Origin of the sequence: Rickettsia monacensis, assembly GCF_000499665.2 — a bacterium.
Classification (GTDB): Bacteria; Pseudomonadota; Alphaproteobacteria; order Rickettsiales; family Rickettsiaceae; genus Rickettsia; species Rickettsia tamurae.
On the sequence record NZ_LN794217.1, the window covers coordinates 956,021 to 976,660 of the forward strand.

Here is a 20,640-nt window from a genome sequence, read left to right on the forward strand (position 1 = left end):
TTCTATAATGCTCTATAGGCTTTTCAATTTTAAAAGAAATAAATTAAAAAAGAAATAATTATTACTGTTATAAAAGTAACCAACGTATTAAGAAATTTCCCATTATCAGCCCAATATGAAATAGCAGGTAATATGTTATACAAGACAATTAAATGACAACAATATATTGGGTAAGAGAGTAAAGCAATTAATTTATCTAACTTAACCCCGATTATGGATAAGGAATAGAGAGGAAGGAAGGTTACAAGAGTTATTAAACCTTATATAAATAGGGCACTGAAGGAGTAAAATAAAGGTTTAATAACATGTGTAAATATACTACAATATTTTGTATAGTAGATAAATTTTGTAAAATTTATGAGAAATGGGTAAAACATCAATTGCTGAAAAGTAATAAGCAAAGATTTAGAGAAGGTAAGCTTTCCTTAAGTGAAGAACTCTCAATAATGATTTTTACCATTTTAGTGCATATAAACATTTAAAAGCTTATTACCAAAACTTTATTATTAATGGTAATTTGTTCAGGAATCCACCTTGTTATGAGAGATTTGTTCAGCTTATTCCTTCATTATTTCTGCCATTGATTGTGATGTTACATTACTTAAGTGGGAAAAGAACGGGAATTTATTATGCAGATTCCACACATTTTGCAGTATGTAAAAATATCAGAATTAATTCTAACAGAACTTTTAATAATCTTGCAAAAATGGGACGTAGTTCTGTCGATTGGTTTTTTGGATTCAAGCTTCATATGATAATCAATGATAAGGGAGAAATTATTGCTGTTAAAATTACCAAAGGTAATGTTGATGACAGAATTGCATTTGAAGCAATGGTTATCAAAAAAGGTCTAAAAGGTAAGTGTTATGATGATAAGGAGTTTATTTCAGAAAAAATGTTTACAAAACTTTATAAGCAAGGTTTAATAAAAATTACCGGAATAAGAAAGGATATGAAAAACTATTTATTACCTCTTTTGGATAAAATCCTTTTAAGGAAGAGATTCATTATCGAAACCATTTTTGGCTACATAAAAGAGAATTTTAATATTACTCCTTCCAGACATCGATCACCTATTAATTTTTTTACTTCTCTATTCTCTGCTCTTATTGCTTACCAACTTAAACCTAATAAACCATGTATTTCTTATCCATAATCGGGGTTATTTAAGTGTAGCAAGTAAATCGCAATAATCAAGAAAATCATCATTATTAGTTAATGCATAATCATCAAAACCTTATCAATATCAACATTATGTATCATAAATCAGATCATCAAGAAGAGGTAACTTAATTGGTATATTACAGACGATAGTAGTACTTTTACCTTTTTCACTTGTTACTTCAATCTCTCCATTTAGCTCACCAATTAGACGTTTTACAAAACTTAATCCTGATCCAAGTCCATGATATTGTATAGCAACATCAAATTTATCAATCTTTTCATGAAGATGTTTCCTGATTTCTTTAGACAGACCAATGCCACTATCATGCACCATAAATTGGAATACCATTTCTCTGTTTTGTTGTTCTGATTCTGAAACGGCTGGACTAATACCAAACATGTTCACTGTTACCACAACTTTTCCTGCTTTAGTAAAGTTAATAGAATTATCTATTAACTGTTCTAATATTGCTCCTATTCTATAAGTATCACTAATTATAGCATTTGTTAAATCATACTGAAAATTACAAGATAAATTTAATCCCTTACGTTGAGCTATTGGCATCGCTTTATCAATAATCTTATTTACCAACTGTTTTGGATCAAACTTATTTAAAACTATAGGAGGTAATCCAGAATTATTCTGTAGATAACTAAGTATATTGTTATAATAATCCAGTAATTCTTCAGCACAACTTACCACACTAGCTAAATAATCCTTTTTTTCAGGATTATCTTCTATTTCATAAAGAGCTGTTACTAATGAAAAGATTCCATTACATGGAATCTTTAATCCATGTACCATATTTTGAACCACATCTCTTTTAAATAACTCAGATTCTTTCAATTTATTATTTGCTTCTTGTAATTCTAACTTATATTTAATTATATCAGTATAATTTGTGATCGTCGAGTTAATGATATTCTCTTCTTGCTGATATGGTATTAATGTGACAGATATAGGAGATAATTGAAGATTCCAATTTATTTTAGTAATATTATGATTATCTTTTGGTTGATTTTGGTTATTAATTGTCATAAAATTGTACTTTAACGGTATTTTAAAAAATTTAATACTTCGATATATCTTTCAGGAAGCGAATTTCAAAAATTAGTATGGCAAGAGCTAACAAACGTACCTTACGGTGAAACAAGAAGTTACTTCACTCAAGCTAAATTAATAGGTATGGAAAGATCTTATAGAGCTGTTGCAAATGCTAACGGAGCAAATAAATTTGCTATAATTATTCCGTGTCACCGCATCATCAATAATAACGGTGAGCTTGGCGGTTACGGTTCAGGGCTAGATCGTAAAACATGGCTCATTGAGTATGAGAGACAGAATTATTAAATAAAAAATCAATACCTGAATTTCGGTTACAGGGGTTTTAAAAAGTTCATATAATATAATTATAAATTTATATTATAGGATAAATTAATATGTTTAATGAGCTTCAAAGATAAGAATATTATCAGGCATTAATTAATAAAGATGACAGGTATGAAAATATCTTTTTTGTAGCGGTTAAAACAACAGGAGTATTTTGTAGACCGACTTGTCCTGCACGGAAACCTAAATTTGAAAATTGTGAATTTTATAAAACTGCTAAGGAAGCTTTGCATGCTTCATATAGACCTTGTCAGCGTTGCAAGCCTCTTTCACATCCTTGCGAAGTTTCGGATTTAGTTTGTACTCTTGTTAATGCTATTGAGCTTAATCCTGCTAAACGATGGAAAGATAGTGATTTTGATGAGTTATCAGTAGATGCTTCTACAGCACGTCGCCAATTTAAAAAACGTTTCGGTATGACGTTTGTAGAATATGTAAGAGCAAGGCGTATGGGTATTGCGATGAAGCAAATTCGCATGGGTGAATCGGTAATTAATACACAAATTGATATGGGTTATGAATCAAGTAGAGGTTTTCGAGATGCTTTCTCTAAAATAATGGGAGGACCGCCGACAAAATTTAACCTGTATTTAAATATTTTAAAAGCAGCTTGGTTAGATACGCCTCTTGGTGCTATAATTGCAATTAGCGATGAAAAATTACTTTATTTATTAGAATTTGTTGATAGAAGAGGTCTAGAGCTGGAAATTGAAAGGCTAAGAATTAAGACGAAATCTGCTATTATTCCTGGAAGTACTGAACCAATTTTAATGATTGAAGAGGAGCTTAAATTTTACTTTACCGGTACTTTACAAAAATTTAATACGCCTATATATCTTTTAGGAAGCGAATTTCAAAAAATGGCTTGGCAAGAATTAATTAATATACCTTACGGTGAAACACGAAGTTATTTAAATCAGGCTAAAGCTTTGGGCAAACCTACTTCTTATAGAGCTGTTGCAAATGCTAACGGTATGAATCAGTTAGCAATAATTGTTCCTTGTCATCGTATTATTAATAGCAATGGCGAACTTGGAGGATATGGCGGGGGATTACATCGTAAAAAATGGCTTATTGAACATGAGAGAAAATTTACAACACATTAGAAATATTTTACTTGAGAACGCTACTATTCCTTTAGAACGTAGAACGTTGTTCTTTAAAACTAGGAAAGGAGAGTATGGAGAGCATGACCGGTTTATTGGGGTTACCGTACCGACTTTACTAAAATAGCTAAAAGTTATTATAATTTAAATGTGGGGGATTTAAGCCGCCTTATTACTTCAGAATTTAATGAAGAAAGATTTTTAGCGTTAGCTATTTTGATTATGCAATATCAGAAAGCACAAGATAAAGAGTTTTTTATAATTTTTATTTAAACAATATAAAACACGTAAATAATTGGAATTTAGTGGATGCTTCAGCCCATCATATAATTGGAGCTTATTTATGGGATAAAGAAAAGGATTATCTTTTTACATTAACAAAATCGGAAATTCTTTGGGAAAGACGAATAGCTATAGTTGCTACTTGGTATTTTATTAAAAATAATGAGTTAGATACGACTTTTGAAATAGCAAAATTACTCTTAAACGATAAACATGATTTAATGCATAAAGCAATAGGTTGGATGCTACGTGAAGCAGGCAAAAAAGATGAAAAGCAGTTAATAGATTTTTTGGAGCGTTATATATTACAAATGCCAAGAACTATGCTACGTTATGCAATAGAGAAATTTCCTGAAGAGGTGCGTAAGAATATTTTGCAAAAAAAATAACTTATGCTAATATCCTATTTTAATTTATCATAGGTACTATTATGCTAAAAACTTTATTAGTTGGTTTTATAACTTTAATTTGTGCAGTAAGCTATGCTGATAACCAAACAGCTCAAAATCCTAATTCTACAAATTCTTCTTCTGATCAGCTCGATGATCTATTACCTGCAGAGGCAGCCGTTAACTTTGCACAGCCTTGGGCAAGACCTACAACAAATGTGCAAGGTAAAGTTAGCAATTCTGCTATGTATTTTACATTAATAAATAGTAGAAGTAAGAGTTATAATTTAGTGAATATATCTTCAGATAAGGTAAGTGGAATAGAAATTCATCAAACAATTAATGATCAAGGGGTTAGTAAAATGGTAAAAGTGGATTATCCATTTTCAATCGCCGGTAATATTAATGTTGATTTTAAGCCTGGTGGCATGCATATTATGCTTTATGACCCAAAAGTAGATTTAAATGTAGGAGATGAGTTTAAAATAACCTTTTTCTTTGATGACAATACACGAAAAACAGTGGATGTTAAAGTAGCAAATGACAATCCGTATAATACAACGGGGAATTGAAGGTTATTGTTGCATGGTTCACTCTTCTATGTCATTTCCGCGAAGGCGGGAATCCAGTAAAACCTATAAAAAACTTGTTTTTTTAGGTTTAATTTTTATATCAATATTAAGATTATTTTTTCTGGATTCCCGCCTTCGCGGGAATGACATAGGAAACTATACACATGACCCTAGAAATTACTGGAAGTGAGTTAATTAAATCTAAACTTATAGATGCTCCTGAACGTTCAGGGGTTTATCGAATGTTTGACGTTAACAAGCAGGTTATCTATGTCGGTAAAGCTAAAAATTTAAAGAAACGCCTTACTAATTACATTAAAAGCGATTTAGATAATAAGACGCTTCGGATGATTGCAAATACTTGTTTTTTAGAGTACAGCATCACTAATTCCGAAGTTGAAGCACTACTTTTAGAAGCACAGCTAATCAAAAAATTTCAGCCGAAATTTAATATTCTTCTTAAGGACGACAAGTCTTTTCCTTTCATCAAGTTACGTTTAGATCATGATTTTCCGCAATTGCTAAAATATCGAGGTAAAACTCTAAATGACGGAAAATTTTTCGGTCCTTTTGCCTCACCTACGGAAGTTAATACTACTTTGACCGAACTACAAAAAATTTTTAAATTACGTTCCTGCACGGATAATTGCTTTAATTCACGCACTCGCCCTTGCTTACAATATGAAATAAAACGTTGTTATGCTCCTTGCGTCGGTAAAATAAACAAGGAAGTCTATAGAGACTTAGTAACGCAGGTAAAAGATTTCTTACAAGGTCGTACTAAAGAACTCCAAGAGAACTTATCTAAAAAGATGGAAGAGCTAAGTAGTCAGATGCGTTTTGAAGAGGCGGCAGAAATCAGAGACCGTATTAAGGCACTTAGTTATGTGCAGCTTAAGGCAGGTGTTTCAGATATTGTTAAAGACGCAGATATAATCGCTATTGTAGAAAAGAACGGACATTATTGTGTAGAAGTGTTTTTATATAGGGCAGGGCAAGCATGCGGTAATATTCCTTATTTTCCTACTTCTACCGAAAATAGTACTAAAGAAGAAGTATTAGAATATTTTTTATTACAATTTTATCAAAAACAACAAGTGCCTGCGGAAATTATAATTAATCGTGAAATCAATGATAAAGAGAATGTGATAGAGGCGATTAAGAAAATCAATAATATTACTAAACTCAATATTATAATACCTATTAGTGGAGGTAAGGCCAATCTAGTTCAGAACGCCGCAACAAATGCTTTATTCTCTCTAGAGCAATATTTGAAGAAATTTGCAAAAAATCAAGAGATTATGCTTGAAATCAAAGAGCTATTTGGTCTTTCTGAAATTCCTGAAAGAATTGAGATTTATGATAATAGCCATATTCAAGGTAAGTTTGCGGTTGGTGTTATGGTAGTTGCCGGTAAAGCCGGTTTTGATAAAAAGGAATATCGGGTTTTCTCATTGTCCTCCCGCACTTTCCCACTGTCATCCCGCGAGCTTGTAGCGGGATCCAGTACATTAATAAACAATCTGGATCCCCGCCTTCGCGGGGAGGCATTGTTGCGTAGACCGGTAAAATCCACTGTGTCACCCTGTGGCTTGACCACGGGGTCCATAAAAACAATAAAAAATACTAATAATTTTAGTATTTTTAACTGGATCCCGTGGCTTGACCACGGGATGACAGAGGTAAAATTGATCCACGCAACAATGCCTTGCGGGGATGACATGACTAAAGGTGACGATTATGAAATGCTCCGGCAAGTTTTAACACGAAGATTAACTAGACTTAAGAATGAGCCGCATAAATTGCCAAACTTAATGATTATAGACGGCGGCAGAGGGCATTTAGGCATTGTTAAAGAGGTAATGGATAAATTTGAAATGAATATTCCTTTTGTTTGTATGTCGAAAGGAGTAGATAGAAATGCCGGTCTTGAACAATTCCATATGACAGGTAAAGAAGTATTTACTTTGGATAAAAATTTGCCGATTATGAAATATTTACAAATCTTACGAGATGAAGCTCATAATTTTGCCATAAAGAATCATAGATTAGGTAGATCACGTGCTATAAAAATATCAAGCCTTGACGATATAGAGGGCGTAGGTGAAACTCGTAAAAAAGCATTGCTGCATTATTTCGGTTCATACAAAGCAGTATGTGATGCAACAATAGATGAGCTTGCTAAAGTAAACGGCATTAGTAGGTCACTTGCCGAGATGATTTTTAGAGCGTTGCATAAGGATTGATGAATAATTACTCATAATGTCCCCACATGCTAAGTATTTTTATAATTTTTTTATTTCATAAACTAATCTATGTTGTAAATTAATTCTTATAGAACGTTTACCAACTAAATTACGATAAAGTTTTTTACTATTTAATGGCATTGAATTTATTGTTAAGGATTTACATAAATTTTCTGCTTTATCGGCTAATTTAGCTGCTTTTAAATTTTGTATATATTCAATTGCTTTTTTTGTGTACAGTATAGTATATATCATTTCCATGCTTCTTCATGACTAATACATTCTTCTAACGGTTCTTTACTAGCTTCGAGAATTCTTTCTACTAAGCCTGGTTTAGAGTACAAATATAAAGTCTCTTGCAACCCTTCGTAATCTTGTTCTGATATGATTACCGCATTATTACGTTTTCCCTTTATATAAATAGGTTCATGAGTTTTATTTGTCTCATCAATAAGAGTGAATAATTTAGCTCGTGCTTGCGAGCTTGTATAAATAGCCACAATATTATCTCTAAAAAAGTTGTATACTCAAGTGTACCATATTATGTACGTAATAGCAATAACTGCAATAACTGTTTTGGGTATCAGCTTTATATAGAAAAAAGTATATATAACTCATGATATGGAACTGGCAGAATAAGGATTGGCCTAACTTTGAATATGATCAGAAACATATATTAGATTTAGAGAAAAATTTTGTTAAAAATAGCGGTATTCTTTTAGGAGCAACTAAATATCTTTCAGAAGCAGATCAAAATAACTTAATTGTTATGCTTGCAAGTGACGAAGCATTGAATAGTTCTGAAATTGAAGGTGAATATCTAAATAACCCCGATTATGGATAAGAAATACATGGTTTATTAGGTTTAAGTTGGTAAGCAATAAGAGCAGAGAATAGAGAAGTAAAGAAATTAATAGGTGATCGATGTCTGGAAGGAGTAATATTAAAATTCTCTTTTATGTAGCCAAAAATGGTTTCGATAATGAATCTTTTCCTTAAAAGGATTTTATCCAAAAGAGGTAATAAATAGTTTTTCATATCCTTTCTTATTCCGGTAATTTTTATTAAACCTTGCTTATAAAGTTTTGTAAACATTTTTTCTGAAATAAACCCCTTATCATCATAACACTTACCTTTTAGACCTTTTTTGATAACCATTGCTTCAAATGCAATTCTGTCATCAACATTACCTTTGGTAATTTTAACAGCAATAATTTCTCCCTTATCATTGATTATCATATGAAGCTTGAATCCAAAAAACCAATCGACAGAACTACGTCCCATTTTTGCAAGATTATTAAAAGTTCTGTTAGAATTAATTCTGATATTTTTACATACTGCAAAATGTGTGGAATCTGCATAATAAATTCCCGTTCTTTTCCCACTTAAGTAATGTAACATCACAATCAATGGCAGAAATAATGAAGGAATAAGCTGAACAAATCTCTCATAACAAGGTGGATTCCTGAACAAATTACCATTAATAATAAAGTTTTGGTAATAAGCTTTTAAATGTTTATATGCACTAAAATGGTAAAAATCATTATTGAGAGTTCTTCACTTAAGGAAAGCTTACCTTCTCTAAATCTTTGCTTATTACTTTTCAGCAATTGATGTTTTACCCATTTCTCATAAATTTTACAAAATTTATCTACTATACAAAATATTGTAGTATATTTACACATGTTATTAAACCTTTATTTTACTCCTTCAGTGCCCTATTTATATAAGGTTTAATAACTCTTGCAACCTTCCTTCCTCTCTATTCCTTATCCATAATCAGGGTTAAAATAAATATTATCAGACTTGTCATTGTCCCTATAAATACTCCTTTCAGGTTAAAATATTTTAGGTATAAAGAATAATATTCCCACGTTAAAAAAGTAGCTGCTCCGCCGAGTGATGATAAAGCCATTGCGGTTTTAGATGTTCTGATACCAAAAAGTGTTGTTATTAACGGTACTAATATTACCGGTCCCCAAAAACCGGTAAAGAACACTACTAAGTCAATTACATTACTAAATTTTAAAGCTACAATTATTGCAAAACTTCCTATTATAACGTTAATAATTCGAGCAATTAATAATAATTTTTGCTGATTTTTTACTTTAAGTGTAGGGTTAATTATGTCCTTAACGAGAGCTATAGAAGTAACGTTTAAATCAGAATCGGCAGTAGACATAACGGCAGCTAAGAGGCCGCTCATTACTATCCCTTGAATTAAAGTCGGGATGATTTGGTTGATTAAATAAGGTAATACTAAATTTGACGGTTGGTTTGGATAAAGCTTATAAGCAATTAAACCGTTTAAAGTAATGCAAATCAAGAAGAAAAAATATATAGCAGATTTTGCATATATTGCTTTAGTTGTTTGCGTAGGATTTTTATTAATTAAAGCTCTTTGGATAAATGTAGGATATAGATTCATGACGCTAAAGCTTAAAGCTGCTGCAATCGTATAAGAAAGTAGGTTGCTCTGATCAAAATTCGTGCTTGATAAGCTACCGATAAAATCTACAAAATTAACTTTATTTAAACTGATAAAAGTTATGGTTGGTATAGCGATTATCATCGCCAAAAATTGTAGTAAATTAGTAAAAACAATAGATTGTAAACCGCCTATTGTAGTATATATAAGTACTATACTATAACTTAAAATTACCCCATTTACATAATTTATTTCTAAGATATATTGAAAAATATAGCCGCTTACGCTTATTTGAGCAGCCAAAAACCCCACTGAAACAATGACTGAGCTAACACCGCCGATAAAACGACCGATATTACCGTAATATGTACTCATAATGTCGCCGATACTTTCAGCTCCGTAATGTTTGGCAATTAAAGGCACTATATAGATCGCAATTAATATATCTATAGGTATTGTAAGTATAAGAGCGTAAGCATAATATTCATGCCCCAAAAAAGCCTTTTCCATAATGCCGAAAGTGGTAGCTCCTCCGACAGAGCTTGCAAATATCGTAGCTATTAATAACAGCTTACTATTTTTCTCTTTACTTTCGACATTTGCATAGTTCTTAAAACTACTATGTTTAGCTCGGTAATATATACCAATGAGTAGAATAGATATTAGATATATGAATACAATAACATTATCTATAGGTATTTTAAGCATAAATTAGGTTAAGTTTTTAAATGACATTCACTATAGGTTATTATTTTTTAATGTACTATAATTAATTTAAACTTCAGATGCAGAACCTAAAATGGTAGTACTATATTTTTCATAAATATCTTTATCAGGATTATATTTATATATATTATCTTGATGCTCTATAAACTTATTTTCTTTTTTACTTAATAGCTCCATTGGCGTATAAGTGTTATCATTATCTTGGTCTAAAGTTTTTTTACTATTTTTACAATATTCTTGTATTTTTAAAATAGCTAATATAGCAAAAATTACACAACAAATTGTTACTACTCCGTCTTTAGTGAATGATAAAAATGTTGAAGTAATTGAAGAATTACCGGACGGCATGTTTGAATCTTCTTTATCGAACATCATAAACCCGGCAGTATGTATTGTTGGTCCTAAAGCATATGAAGTAAAGTTTCTTAAATTAGCTTCAAAGTTAGCATTAATAATACAATCTTCAGTAGTATTAAAGCCTATAAAAGCCGGTATATTTGAATCTTTTATTATATTTCCGATAACATCGTATAGCTCGCCGAAAATAGAAATCGTATTATTTGAGAATATTTCAAAACTATCATTAAATATAAAGCTTATTTTGTATCCGGCTTTTATTATAGAGTTAATAGTATGTTTAACTTCTTTCGGACATTTTCTCATTAAAATTCTTGCCCAGTTATGAATTCTATAATTTGAGTTGTCTTCACATTCTTCAAAATCTATAAGGGTATTAGTAGTATTATCTTTCATAAATGCATGATAGGGTACGGAAGTAAATAGCTTGTCGCCAATATTAAACAAATAAGGTAAAGGAAAGTTTGGTTGATAACTTCCGAGTGATCTAAGTATCGTGGCTATACATTCAAATTGCGGCATAATTAACCTTTATTTATGTTCAAAACAGAGTAATCATTAATAAAAATTAATAAATCAATATTTTTTTGTATATTAAGCTTTAATTGTATGTACAGAATATTTAGATATGTAAGTATCGCAAGTTAATAAGGTTAAGCCTTCTACTATTGCTTGGGCTATCAATAGTCTATCAAACGGGTCTTTATGATATAAAGGTAAATTTGCAATATAAGTGCTATGTGCTATAGAAATCGGTAATTTTTGAAATTCATTAGCCTCAATGGCTTTTTCTAGGTCATTTGGAGCTTCTAGTTTTCCTAAAGATTTTTTAATAGTAATCTCCCATGTATTTACACTGCTTACGAAAATTATATTATTAGGATTAGCTATAATTTCTGCTATTTTATGCGGCAAGGTTTTATCATTATTTAGCCACTGCAATAAAATATGTGTATCTAATAGGTATTTCATCTGAGACAATTACTTAAAAAAATCCATAAAATCATCGGGTAAATCATCAAAATCCTCTTTTACAACCACTTTACCTTCCCAATAGCCGGGTTTACGCCGTTGTTTCTTAGGATTATATTGTATAAGTTTGACGGTAGGCTTGCCTGATTTACATATAATTATTTCTTCGCCGTTTGCAGCTAATTTTATTAATTCGGATAAATGAGTTTTTGCATTGTGAATGTTAACTATTTGCATTTTAAACCTTTAAATTTTTAATTGATTTAAACTAGCTTAGTTTAGTTCAGTTTAAAATATATGTCAAGATTTTAAATGTTAAGTTATTAGGGCATTGTAAAATAAAGAATGATATCGTCATTGCGAGCGACTGAAAGGAGCGTGGCAATCTCAGGATTTTGGCACGAGATTGCTTCGTCAATTGCTATGCAATTTCCTCGCAATGACGGAAAAACCGATCCATGCAACAATGCCAGTTCGCAATGACAATAAAGACACAAGTTAATAATTTAACTCCTACCTGTTAAAAACGCTTGACTACGTTATATTCCTATAATATCCTATAATTTTCCATTAAATCCCAAATTAACCCAAATTATACCAATGAATGTATTTTTATCTAAGTATGTAAATGGTGTTGATAAAAAGAGTAGGGTGTCGGTGCCGGCGAATTACCGTGCGGTACTAGGGAAAGAATTATTTAATGGTGTGATTGCTTATCCGTCGATTAGGAATAATTGTATTGAAGCATGCGGTATTTCGCATATCGAGAAATTAAGGCAGATGATAGAGACGCTTGATCCTTATTCCGAGGAGCGTGATGCCTTTGAGACTATGATATTCGGGGAAGCAGTGCAGCTTTCCTTTGATGGTGAGGGAAGAGTTATATTGCCGCAATCTTTAATGAAGCATGCAGGAATCGAAGAGCAAGCATGTTTTGTAGGTAAAGGGGTGATTTTTGAGATTTGGCAGCCGCAGAATTTTGAGAAATATTTAAATTCCGCTCAAAAAATTGCTCATGAAAAGCGTTTAACTCTAAGAAATGCTCATTAATGATACAATCTCATGTGTCTGTAATGCTAAATGAAATGTTAGAGGCCTTAAGCCCAAAAGACGGTGAGTCTTATTTAGATTGTACGTTTGGAGCAGGAGGATATAGCAAAGCAATATTAGAAAGCTGTGACTGTTATATTACAGCTTTGGATCGTGATCCGAACGTGATTAAAAGAGCCGAAGAAATTAAGCAAAATTACGGTGAGAGGTTTGATTTTATAGAAACGAATTTTGCGGATAGCTTTACAAAACTTAAGAAAAAAAATTTTGATGGGATAGTGCTGGATTTAGGCGTTTCATCAATGCAGTTAGATATAGCAGATAGAGGATTTTCGTTTTTGCATGACGGACCGCTTGATATGCGTATGAGTGGGCAGGGACTTAATGCTGAGGAGTTTGTAAATACGGCAGAGGAAAAAGAGCTAGCTGACGTAATTTACAAATACGGAGATGAGAGCTTTTCACGAAGAATTGCTAGGAGAATCGTAGAATATAGAAAAACGGCGAGAATTGATAGCACGGACAAGTTAGCCGAGATTGTTAGAAATAGTATAGGATTTAGAAAAGGCAAAATTGATCCTGCCACTAAAACCTTTCAAGCCATTAGGATTTATATAAACGATGAGCTTGGGGAGTTAGAGCGGTTTTTAGCGAATGTAAAAAATATATTAAAGAAAGACGGACGTTTAGTTGTGGTGTCTTTTCACTCTTTAGAAGACAGGATAGTTAAGAATTTCTTTAAAGAAAATTCGGAAAAGCCGGTAGCAAGGTCAAAATATGCTAAAGACGATATGGCAATTGATCCAGATAAATGGCTTAAGATTATTACTAACAAAGCTCTAGCACCGTCAGATAAAGAAGTAGGGCTAAATATTAGAGCGAGATCGGCAAAACTTCGAGCAGCAAAAGCGATATATGAGTAATTAATTATGAGTATAAGAAAGTTTCACTATTTAACATTATTGATAACAATTATAGCAATATGTAGTTTGTTCAGCATAAAGGAGCGAGTCTCAACTCTTGATTATCAATTAAGTAGCGTTGTAAAACAGATAAATAGTGAGAATAATAATATTCATATTTTAAAAGCAGAGCAAGCTTATCTACTTTTACCGGCTAGATTGGAAAAACTTGCGGCAGCTTATTTAAAATTAGAAACAGTTAAATCTTATCAAATGATAAAAGATCCGTTAGGGCCAAATATCGATCAAAATATTAAATTTAATCATAATATTAGTATTTCAAAGAGTAGTAAATGGCGTTACAAAAGAATTACGAATAATAAGTATATACAGACTGTTTCGAGTAGGACGAAGCCTTAAACGTCATTGCGAGCGGACATTGTGTTGCGTGGACCGGTAAAACCCACTGTGTCACCTCGTGGCTTGACCACGGGGGCCATAAAAACAATAAAAAATACTAATAATTTTAGATTCCGTGGTCAAGCCACGGGATGACAGAGGTAAAATTGATCCACGCAACAATGCCTCCTATCATGACGGGATCGCTACCCACTTAAAACACCATAAATAACATATGAAACAAATTTTGGAAAAATGGAAACCTGCAATTAAAAGTCTGATAATTTGGAATGTTTGTAGAAATACAAAAATCCGATTATTAATGGTTATTTGTGGCTTTTCTTTTCTTTTTTGTACTTTATCTTACCGGTTAATAATCGTTGCTACAAATGTTTACGATAAAAACCAAAATTCTTTTAAAAAAAATCATCAATTTAGAAAAGAAATAGTTGATCGAAACGGTAATTTATTAGCCGTTAACCTACCTTCAGCATCATTATTTGCTAATCCACAAATAGTACTTGATCCTGAAACTTCCGTAAAAAAGCTAGCAGAAATTTTGCCTGATATTAATAAGGCTAAATTACTTGCAGAACTTAAGTCAAATAAAAGCTTTATATGGGTAAAAAGAGATTTATTACCTAGTCAGCAAGAAAAGATAACTAGCCTTGGGTTACTTGGTTTTGAATTTGAAGAAGAGCAGAAACGAATTTATACATTTTCTAATTTATTGTCGCATGTTGTCGGTTATGTAGGTAGAGATTCGGTAGGGCTTAGTGGCTTAGAACTCGCTTACGATAAATATTTAACTAATTCTGATTATGAATTAAACGAACCAAAGAATCAGAAAGAACCACTTCAATTATCTATTGATATCAGATTACAAAGTATTTTAAGTGAAGAGATTGATAAAACTTTAAAGCAATTTAAGGCTATAGGAGCAGTAGGTATTATTGCCGATCCAAATAACGGCGAGATTTTAGCATTAGTAAATAAGCCTGATTTCGATCCTCATCATCCGAGTTTAGCAAAACCGGAAGAGTTGTTTAATATAGCAAGTCTCGGCATTTACGAAATGGGTTCGGTATTTAAGGCATTAACTATGGCAGTCGGTTTTGATACCGGTGCAATAAATATGAATGATGCTTATGATATAAGCTATATGAAAGTAGGAGGATTCCAGCTTAAGGATTATACGCCAAGGCAAGGGTGGCATAGTGTACCTGAGATTTTTCTATATTCTTCAAATATTGGCACAAGTCAAATTATGCTTGAAATCGGTAAAAGCAATTTTAAAAAATATCTAAAAAAATTAGGTTTATTAGATCAGTTACAAATAGAATTACCTGAACGAGGTACTCCGTTATTTCCTTCCGAGAAAAGATGGAATGAGTTAACTAGTGTTACTATGTCGTACGGCTACGGCATTTCGATTAGTCCTTTGCATTTTGTTAGAGCAATGTTACCGGTTGTTAACGGCGGTACTTTATATGATCTTACTTTATTAAAAAGAAAAGATAAAAAAGTAATAGGTACAAAAGTTTTTAGTGAAAATACCTCTACCCAAATGAAGAAATTATTTAGATCGGTAGTAAAAGAAGGTAACGGTAAAAGAGCAGAGGTCAAAGGCTATCTTATCGGTGGTAAGACCGGTACGGCAGAAAAACTTTCACAAGGTGCAGGGGGTAAAAAGAAATATCTAAAAAATAGTAGAGCTTCATCGTTTTTAGGAGTGCTACCTGCATCTAACCCGCAATATGTTATTTTTATTAGATTTGATGAACCAAAGCCCACTAAAGAAAGCTTTGGCTTTGCAACGGCGAGCTGGACGGCTGCCCCTACTGCCGGTAGAGTGTTTGAACGTATGATATCTTTATATGGTTTAGAGCCGATAGAACAAAGTGAAGAGGAAAATTAAAAATATTACTTAATAACTATAGATTTCGTCATTGCGAGCAGGCATGCGTGGATCGAAAAACGCATTCGGTGTCATACCGTGGTCAAGCCACGGTATCCAAAAAACAATAAAAAATACTAAAATCATTAGTATTTTTAACTGGATCCCCGCTTTCGCGGGAATTAAAACGGTCTGTACAACAAAGCCTAATTTTCCTCGCAATGATAAGTATATAAGCTAAAAAGGAGGTTTTTATGTCAAAAAATAAAAATATAACAGATAAACCTAATATACCTAATCCCACGGCTTAAGTCTTTTGATCCTACGATAGAAATAATATTATATCAAAACAGCCATTTTTCTCCACCACAAGTATGTAATCCTAGTTGTTGTGAGTTATTGTAGAGTCCATATTCATTTTTTAAAACTGTACAAAATAGAAAATTAATTTATATTTTGTATACGGTTGATATGGTTATTGGGTGGATACCAAATCGTCATTGCGAGAAAGTATTGTTGCGTGGATCAATTTCACCTCTGTCATCCCGTGGCTTGACCACGGGATCCAGTTATAAAATTATTAGTATTTTTTATTGTTTTTATGGACCACGTGGTCAAGCGAACTAGGTGACACAGTGGGTTTTACCGGTCCACGCAACAATGCCTTGCGAGGAGCCGTAGGCGACGCAGCAATCTCATGAAATAATAACAAGCTCCTGAGATTGCTTCGTCAATTACTTTGTAAGTTCCTCGCAATGACGAAAAAACTGATCCATATAACAACTACAAACAAAACACTATTTATGTTAAAGATAAAACAGGAAATATATAAAAATAGCTTACAAATAATATTGAAATTGCTGTTTGCTTTATTATGTTTTTTTATAATATTATTTCCGTTGGTGAGTTATAAAATAAATATTCAAAGCAGAATTTTCCCAGCGATGGAAATTATATTTATTTATTATTTTATGTCGTTATATTCCTTAAATATTTTTAGCATATTTTCCCTCGGTCTATTAATAGATCAAGTAAGCGGTATGCCTATCGGTACAAATTCGTTAGTTTTTTTGTCGGCATATATAATATATAAACTCTCTTCAAAATTTTTTATAGCTAAAAACTATTTGATAAATTTTGTTGTTTTTTGTGTTTATTGTTTATTTATATTGAATTTTAAATATTTACTAGTAACAAGCAAGAAGCTAGAAGCAGACGGATATTTAATAATTTTCTTTCAATTTTTAACAACTATATTTTTTTATAATATAATTCGTCTTATACTTGACTCTCCTATGAATTACTTTAAAAAGTATGCTAAATAAAAAAATACTACATGGTGAGTTAATTTCACGAAGGGCCTTTATAATAGGATTAGGTAAACTCGGATTTTTATCACTGCTTGGAATAAGAATGTTTTATTTACAGCTTATTAAAAGTGAAGAATATAAGACTTTATCAGATAAGAATCGTATTAATTTTGTTGTACTTTCTCCTAGTAGAGGAAGAATTTACGATTTAGACGGCAATATTTTAGCTACTAATAACCCATGTTATCAGCTAGTAATAGATAGGAGCATTAATAATAATTATAGGGACGAATTAGAAATAATTAGTAATATTTTAAATTTATCTCCGGAAAAATATAATTATATTAAGCAAAAAATTAAAAAATCTAGTCGCCACACTCCTTTAATAATACTTGATCAGCTTGATTGGCAGCAAGTATCGATGATTGAAGAACAAAAGCATAAACTGGCTTCGATATTTATTGATATAGGATATTTAAGGTTTTATCCTTTTTCAAGCACTACTTCTCATTTAATCGGTTATCTCGGTCAGATAAATGAGCAAGAGAAGCAAGAGTTAAATATACATAGTTTAAGTGATTTTAATATCGGTAAATCCGGTATTGAAAAATATTACGATAACAAGTTACGAGGAGAATTTGGTTATAAAAAAGTTGAAGTAAATGCTTACGGTAAGCAGGTAAGAGAAATAGCAGGAACCCCTACTAAATCAGGCGAAGATATGCATTTAAATATCGATGCGTCTCTTCAGGAAAATATACAGCAATATTTAAATCCTAAAGGTTCTTCGGCAATAGTTATGGATACTAGAACTGGAAACATACTAATTTGTGCTTCCACACCGGGTTTTGAATCAAATAATTTCAGTAAATTATCGGAAAATTATTGGCAAAGTTTAATGAGCGATCCTTATAAGCCTTTAATTAATAAGGTAATACAAAGCTCGTATCCCCCAGGTTCGGTTTTTAAAATAATTACCGTACTTGCAGCCCTTGAAGTAGGCATTAATCCTAATAAAACCGTTTTTTGTGACGGTAGCTCTGCTCTTGGTACTAATAGCTTTAGATGTTGGAATCATAGCGGACACGGGACGGTAGATATGATGTCTGCTTTAAAGCATTCTTGTAATATTTATATGTATGAATTAGCAAGAATAGTAGGTCCAGATAAAATTCTTGAAGTTGCAAGAGAATTTGGCCTCGGCTCAAAAACCGGTATTGATTTAGCTCCTGAAAATAGCGGGTTTGTACCGTCAAAAGAGTGGAAAAAGAAAAAATTAAAGCTTCCTTGGTCAATAGGGGATAGTTTTAATCTAGCAATAGGACAGGGATTTCTAGGGGTGACACCAATGCAGCTTGCAAGGTTTATTACGGCTATTGCAAGTAACGGTAAGCTATATACTCCTAGAATATTAAAAAATGATCCGGAATTTTATAATGTCAATATTAAGCCCGAAAATATCAAAATAATACAAGAAAGCTTGTATAATACCGTTAATGTTGCGGGAGGTACGGCGTATTATAATAGAATTTTAGGCGAAAATAGGCAGCTCGCCGGTAAAACTGGTACTTCCCAAATACAAGGTAAACTAAATGCTAAAGATGATTTAAGCCGTGATTCTATAGCTTGGGGAAGACGTAATCATGCCTTGTTCTTAGGCTTTGCTCCTTATCACGATCCTCGTTATTCCGTCACCGTCTTTGTTGATCATGGCGGAGGGGGTAGTAAAGCCGCCGCTCCAATAGCTAGAAAAATCATGTCGGATGTGCTGGATAAGTATTTATAGCTTTTTTCAGTATTATGTGTCGTGATGTGTTATCAATGAAATATAGGTCAAAAGATGGCAAGACTTAATTTAAGTATTCCGGACGAACTAAATAATAGTTTAGCATGGTCAGCAAAAAACTTAGACAGATCAAAAGGGTAATATAGTACGTAAAGCAATTGAATATTATCTACAGGAAATGCAAGAAGATATGGAAGACGCTAAAATTGCTTTACAAAGAATTAACGCCCCTGATTTTAAAACTTATACTACTTATGAAGTTAGGGAATGACATAAACAAGCTATACAATAACGCCTTTAGTCGTTCGCAAGGCATTGTTGTGTGGACCGGTAAAACCCACTGTGTCATCCCGTGGTCAAGCCACGGGATGACCAGAGGTGAAATTGATCCACGCAACAATGCTTGCTTGCAATGACGATTTGGTATCCACGCAACAATACTATCTTTATGTAATTATATCTTAACTCATATTAAAAAATACTTTATTTTATTTAGTAGTTTGTGTTATTAATAACTAGGCTCTGTGAAAGAAAATTAAATTAGTCTATTTTTGCTATTTTTTGCTGTAAATCATAAGATTTTTTTGAAATAGGAACAACTATCCTCTCAAGAATCTTATTAATTTTCTTCACAAAACCTAGGAATTATTATAGAGGTATATATGTCTAAGAAAAAGCAGGACGATCAAATAATAAAAGAATTAGAAGAAAGACTAGCAAAACTTAAAGGCACTCCTCCAACACTTGAAGAATTAGAAGAAAGGTTTGCAAAGCTCCAAGATAGACCTTATACCCCCACAAAAAAATTCGGTAATGAAGTAGACGATCTAATTGAGCAGATGCAATCTGAGCTTAAACTAGAACAAAAAAGTAAAAGCCTCAATGATCAAAAAGACCAAGCAATACGTGATAGGCTAGATAAATTAAGAGAAGATAGTCCTATAACGCAAAAAAAGACACCTATAGATCTTTCTTTTAATGATACTAAATCAATAATTACCGATACTATAGATGCTCAGGCAGATATAGCTAGTTTATATGCTAATCGATCTACCGAGCTAGAAGAGAAAAAAGCATTATTTCATTTAGCTAATAATCTAACTGAAGCTAGAGATATTATTAGGGATATACCCTCTATATCTAAAGAATATGAGCCTAAAATATTAGATGTTATCGCTAGTGGGTTAGGTAAAATTTATGAAGGAATAAAGAAAATAGCTTCGCCTGCAGTTAATATTATAAAAGAAATAGTTAGTAGTCTTGTTAATTCGATTAAATCATTTCCTCAAAAATCTTCCAAACAAAAAATAAAAGAATCTAAAATAAAATTAAAGAAGTTATATAAAACATATGTTGATTTGAAAGGAGTAAAGCCAAAGATAAAAGAAGAGTTTCTTAAAAAACATTATGAGCGAATTGATCAGCTACAAACTCCTAAGGAAATATTTGTAGAAACTGCCAAAATTACTAAATCTATAAGGATAGCCGGAAAACAAAAGATAAATAATCTTAAACAACAACAAATTATCAATAGAATGAAGAAGCAAAGTCCTACTGCTTTTATAAATAAAAATTCATTTACACCCTCTAATACACCTACTAATAAAGGAAAATCTTCAAAGAGCAACCAAAGGTAAATTCTATGTCATTCCTGCGGGGTATTG

General features: G+C 32.1%; 23 protein-coding genes and 3 pseudogenes. 18 read left to right on the plus strand and 8 right to left on the minus strand.

Annotated features, from left to right (window positions below; translation table 11 throughout):
- Positions 1-505: 505 nt before the first annotated feature.
- Entirely contained in the window at positions 506-1,156 is a 651-nt protein-coding gene (locus tag RMONA_RS05030) for an IS982 family transposase (protein ID WP_242402841.1), read from the plus strand.
- 96 nt (positions 1,157-1,252) lie between these two features.
- On the opposite strand, the gene RMONA_RS05035 is transcribed toward RMONA_RS05030, so the two are convergent.
- A complete protein-coding gene (locus RMONA_RS05035) occupies positions 1,253-2,203 on the minus strand; it encodes a sensor histidine kinase (RefSeq protein WP_023508297.1) in 951 nt (316 codons plus the stop codon).
- On the opposite strand from RMONA_RS05035, the pseudogene RMONA_RS08535 reads away from it, so the two are divergent.
- The 7 genes and pseudogenes from RMONA_RS08535 to uvrC form a co-directional block, all read left to right on the plus strand.
- Positions 2,202-2,515, plus strand: a pseudogene (locus RMONA_RS08535) (methylated-DNA--[protein]-cysteine S-methyltransferase); the annotation flags it as partial. The gene RMONA_RS05035 and the pseudogene RMONA_RS08535 overlap by 2 nt on opposite strands.
- Before the next feature lie 158 nt (positions 2,516-2,673).
- Positions 2,674-3,075 (plus strand): annotated as a pseudogene (locus tag RMONA_RS10415) (Ada metal-binding domain-containing protein); the annotation flags it as partial.
- A 36-nt stretch (positions 3,076-3,111) separates the two neighbouring features.
- Entirely contained in the window at positions 3,112-3,660 is a 549-nt protein-coding gene (locus RMONA_RS10420) for a methylated-DNA--[protein]-cysteine S-methyltransferase (protein WP_242402859.1), read from the plus strand.
- Positions 3,635-3,801: pseudogene (locus tag RMONA_RS11245) on the plus strand (DNA alkylation repair protein); the annotation flags it as partial. The gene RMONA_RS10420 and the pseudogene RMONA_RS11245, both read left to right, overlap by 26 nt.
- Before the next feature lie 164 nt (positions 3,802-3,965).
- Positions 3,966-4,331 (plus strand): DNA alkylation repair protein, encoded by a 366-nt coding sequence (locus tag RMONA_RS05055; protein WP_023508293.1) that lies wholly within the window; start codon positions 3,966-3,968, stop codon positions 4,329-4,331.
- 41 nt (positions 4,332-4,372) lie between these two features.
- On the plus strand, positions 4,373-4,903 hold the full coding sequence (locus RMONA_RS05060; protein ID WP_023508292.1) for a copper chaperone PCu(A)C: 531 nt from the start codon (positions 4,373-4,375) through the stop codon (positions 4,901-4,903).
- Between the two features lie 164 nt (positions 4,904-5,067).
- Positions 5,068-7,149 carry an excinuclease ABC subunit UvrC gene (gene uvrC, locus RMONA_RS11500; RefSeq protein WP_023508291.1) on the plus strand — a complete coding sequence of 694 codons (2,082 nt, stop codon included), beginning with the start codon at positions 5,068-5,070 and terminating at the stop codon, positions 7,147-7,149.
- Between the two features lie 39 nt (positions 7,150-7,188).
- Here the strand turns inward: uvrC and RMONA_RS05070 are convergent, their stop codons facing one another.
- Together RMONA_RS05070 and RMONA_RS05075 are read right to left on the minus strand one after the other, a co-directional pair.
- Positions 7,189-7,404 (minus strand): hypothetical protein, encoded by a 216-nt coding sequence (locus tag RMONA_RS05070; RefSeq protein ID WP_023508290.1) that lies wholly within the window; start codon positions 7,402-7,404, stop codon positions 7,189-7,191.
- Entirely contained in the window at positions 7,401-7,649 is a 249-nt protein-coding gene (locus RMONA_RS05075; RefSeq protein WP_023508289.1) for a type II toxin-antitoxin system Phd/YefM family antitoxin, read from the minus strand. Before RMONA_RS05075 ends, RMONA_RS05070 begins: the two co-directional genes overlap by 4 nt.
- A gap of 116 nt (positions 7,650-7,765) precedes the next feature.
- Here RMONA_RS05075 and RMONA_RS05080 point away from each other — a divergent pair, with 116 nt between their 5' ends.
- Positions 7,766-7,993 carry a DUF4172 domain-containing protein gene (locus RMONA_RS05080; protein ID WP_023508288.1) on the plus strand — a complete coding sequence of 76 codons (228 nt, stop codon included), beginning with the start codon at positions 7,766-7,768 and terminating at the stop codon, positions 7,991-7,993.
- On the opposite strand, the gene RMONA_RS05085 is transcribed toward RMONA_RS05080, so the two are convergent.
- The 5 genes from RMONA_RS05085 to RMONA_RS05105 form a co-directional block, all read right to left on the minus strand.
- Entirely contained in the window at positions 7,984-8,637 is a 654-nt protein-coding gene (locus RMONA_RS05085; protein ID WP_339325422.1) for an IS982 family transposase, read from the minus strand. The genes RMONA_RS05080 and RMONA_RS05085 overlap by 10 nt on opposite strands.
- Positions 8,638-8,911: 274 nt before the next feature.
- Positions 8,912-10,285 carry a sodium:solute symporter family protein gene (locus tag RMONA_RS05090; RefSeq protein ID WP_023508286.1) on the minus strand — a complete coding sequence of 458 codons (1,374 nt, stop codon included), beginning with the start codon at positions 10,283-10,285 and terminating at the stop codon, positions 8,912-8,914.
- 66 nt (positions 10,286-10,351) lie between these two features.
- Complete coding sequence (locus RMONA_RS05095; RefSeq protein WP_023508285.1) at positions 10,352-11,182, minus strand: hypothetical protein; 831 nt, start codon at positions 11,180-11,182, stop codon at positions 10,352-10,354.
- Between the two features lie 72 nt (positions 11,183-11,254).
- The gene (locus tag RMONA_RS05100) at positions 11,255-11,632 is read right to left on the minus strand and encodes a type II toxin-antitoxin system VapC family toxin (RefSeq protein ID WP_023508284.1); all 378 of its coding nucleotides are present in this window, start codon (positions 11,630-11,632) and stop codon (positions 11,255-11,257) included.
- A gap of 9 nt (positions 11,633-11,641) precedes the next feature.
- The gene (locus RMONA_RS05105) at positions 11,642-11,869 is read right to left on the minus strand and encodes a type II toxin-antitoxin system Phd/YefM family antitoxin (protein ID WP_023508283.1); all 228 of its coding nucleotides are present in this window, start codon (positions 11,867-11,869) and stop codon (positions 11,642-11,644) included.
- Between the two features lie 363 nt (positions 11,870-12,232).
- Between RMONA_RS05105 and mraZ the strand changes: the two genes are divergently transcribed.
- The 9 genes from mraZ to RMONA_RS05140 all read left to right on the plus strand — a co-directional run bounded on the left by mraZ (position 12,233) and on the right by RMONA_RS05140 (position 20,613).
- Positions 12,233-12,682, plus strand: coding sequence for a division/cell wall cluster transcriptional repressor MraZ (gene mraZ / locus RMONA_RS05110; RefSeq protein ID WP_008580119.1), 450 nt, complete (start codon positions 12,233-12,235; stop codon positions 12,680-12,682).
- Complete coding sequence (rsmH, locus tag RMONA_RS05115; protein WP_023508282.1) at positions 12,682-13,605, plus strand: 16S rRNA (cytosine(1402)-N(4))-methyltransferase RsmH; 924 nt, start codon at positions 12,682-12,684, stop codon at positions 13,603-13,605. The genes mraZ and rsmH overlap by 1 nt, the downstream gene beginning before the upstream one ends.
- 6 nt (positions 13,606-13,611) lie before the next feature.
- Positions 13,612-14,004, plus strand: a complete 393-nt coding sequence (ftsL, locus tag RMONA_RS05120; protein WP_008580117.1) for a cell division protein FtsL — start codon at positions 13,612-13,614, stop codon at positions 14,002-14,004.
- Between the two features lie 6 nt (positions 14,005-14,010).
- Positions 14,011-14,139: a hypothetical protein gene (locus tag RMONA_RS10940; protein WP_277914364.1), complete on the plus strand. Its 129-nt coding sequence runs from the start codon at positions 14,011-14,013 to the stop codon at positions 14,137-14,139.
- Positions 14,140-14,218: 79 nt separating this feature from the next.
- Complete coding sequence (locus tag RMONA_RS05125; RefSeq protein ID WP_023508281.1) at positions 14,219-15,901, plus strand: peptidoglycan D,D-transpeptidase FtsI family protein; 1,683 nt, start codon at positions 14,219-14,221, stop codon at positions 15,899-15,901.
- Positions 15,902-15,944: 43 nt separating this feature from the next.
- Entirely contained in the window at positions 15,945-16,121 is a 177-nt protein-coding gene (locus RMONA_RS08540) for a hypothetical protein (protein WP_157699833.1), read from the plus strand.
- Positions 16,122-16,683: 562 nt separating this feature from the next.
- The gene (locus tag RMONA_RS05130) at positions 16,684-17,205 is read left to right on the plus strand and encodes a hypothetical protein (RefSeq protein ID WP_023508280.1); all 522 of its coding nucleotides are present in this window, start codon (positions 16,684-16,686) and stop codon (positions 17,203-17,205) included.
- Complete coding sequence (gene mrdA, locus RMONA_RS05135) at positions 17,195-18,976, plus strand: penicillin-binding protein 2 (RefSeq protein WP_023508279.1); 1,782 nt, start codon at positions 17,195-17,197, stop codon at positions 18,974-18,976. The genes RMONA_RS05130 and mrdA overlap by 11 nt, the downstream gene beginning before the upstream one ends.
- Before the next feature lie 662 nt (positions 18,977-19,638).
- Positions 19,639-20,613, plus strand: coding sequence for a hypothetical protein (locus tag RMONA_RS05140; RefSeq protein ID WP_023508277.1), 975 nt, complete (start codon positions 19,639-19,641; stop codon positions 20,611-20,613).
- Positions 20,614-20,640 lie beyond the last annotated feature (27 nt).

Bases quoted from the DNA above. Each gene is read 5' to 3' on its own strand.
- RMONA_RS05070 (WP_023508290.1), bottom strand. From the start codon at position 7,404: ATGATATATACTATACTGTACACAAAAAAAGCAATTGAATATATACAA.
- RMONA_RS05130 (WP_023508280.1), top strand. From the start codon at position 16,684: ATGTTAAAGATAAAACAGGAAATATATAAAAATAGCTTACAAATAATA.
- RMONA_RS05060 (WP_023508292.1), top strand. From the start codon at position 4,373: ATGCTAAAAACTTTATTAGTTGGTTTTATAACTTTAATTTGTGCAGTA.
- RMONA_RS05035 (WP_023508297.1), bottom strand. From the start codon at position 2,203: ATGACAATTAATAACCAAAATCAACCAAAAGATAATCATAATATTACT.
- ftsL (WP_008580117.1), top strand. From the start codon at position 13,612: ATGAGTATAAGAAAGTTTCACTATTTAACATTATTGATAACAATTATA.
- RMONA_RS05090 (WP_023508286.1), bottom strand. From the start codon at position 10,285: ATGCTTAAAATACCTATAGATAATGTTATTGTATTCATATATCTAATA.
- uvrC (WP_023508291.1), top strand. From the start codon at position 5,068: ATGACCCTAGAAATTACTGGAAGTGAGTTAATTAAATCTAAACTTATA.
- mraZ (WP_008580119.1), top strand. From the start codon at position 12,233: ATGAATGTATTTTTATCTAAGTATGTAAATGGTGTTGATAAAAAGAGT.
- RMONA_RS05095 (WP_023508285.1), bottom strand. From the start codon at position 11,182: ATGCCGCAATTTGAATGTATAGCCACGATACTTAGATCACTCGGAAGT.
- RMONA_RS05125 (WP_023508281.1), top strand. From the start codon at position 14,219: ATGAAACAAATTTTGGAAAAATGGAAACCTGCAATTAAAAGTCTGATA.
- rsmH (WP_023508282.1), top strand. From the start codon at position 12,682: ATGATACAATCTCATGTGTCTGTAATGCTAAATGAAATGTTAGAGGCC.
- RMONA_RS05080 (WP_023508288.1), top strand. From the start codon at position 7,766: ATGATATGGAACTGGCAGAATAAGGATTGGCCTAACTTTGAATATGAT.
- RMONA_RS05105 (WP_023508283.1), bottom strand. From the start codon at position 11,869: ATGCAAATAGTTAACATTCACAATGCAAAAACTCATTTATCCGAATTA.
- RMONA_RS08540 (WP_157699833.1), top strand. From the start codon at position 15,945: ATGCGTGGATCGAAAAACGCATTCGGTGTCATACCGTGGTCAAGCCAC.
- RMONA_RS05100 (WP_023508284.1), bottom strand. From the start codon at position 11,632: ATGAAATACCTATTAGATACACATATTTTATTGCAGTGGCTAAATAAT.
- RMONA_RS10420 (WP_242402859.1), top strand. From the start codon at position 3,112: ATGGGAGGACCGCCGACAAAATTTAACCTGTATTTAAATATTTTAAAA.
- mrdA (WP_023508279.1), top strand. From the start codon at position 17,195: ATGCTAAATAAAAAAATACTACATGGTGAGTTAATTTCACGAAGGGCC.
- RMONA_RS05140 (WP_023508277.1), top strand. From the start codon at position 19,639: ATGTCTAAGAAAAAGCAGGACGATCAAATAATAAAAGAATTAGAAGAA.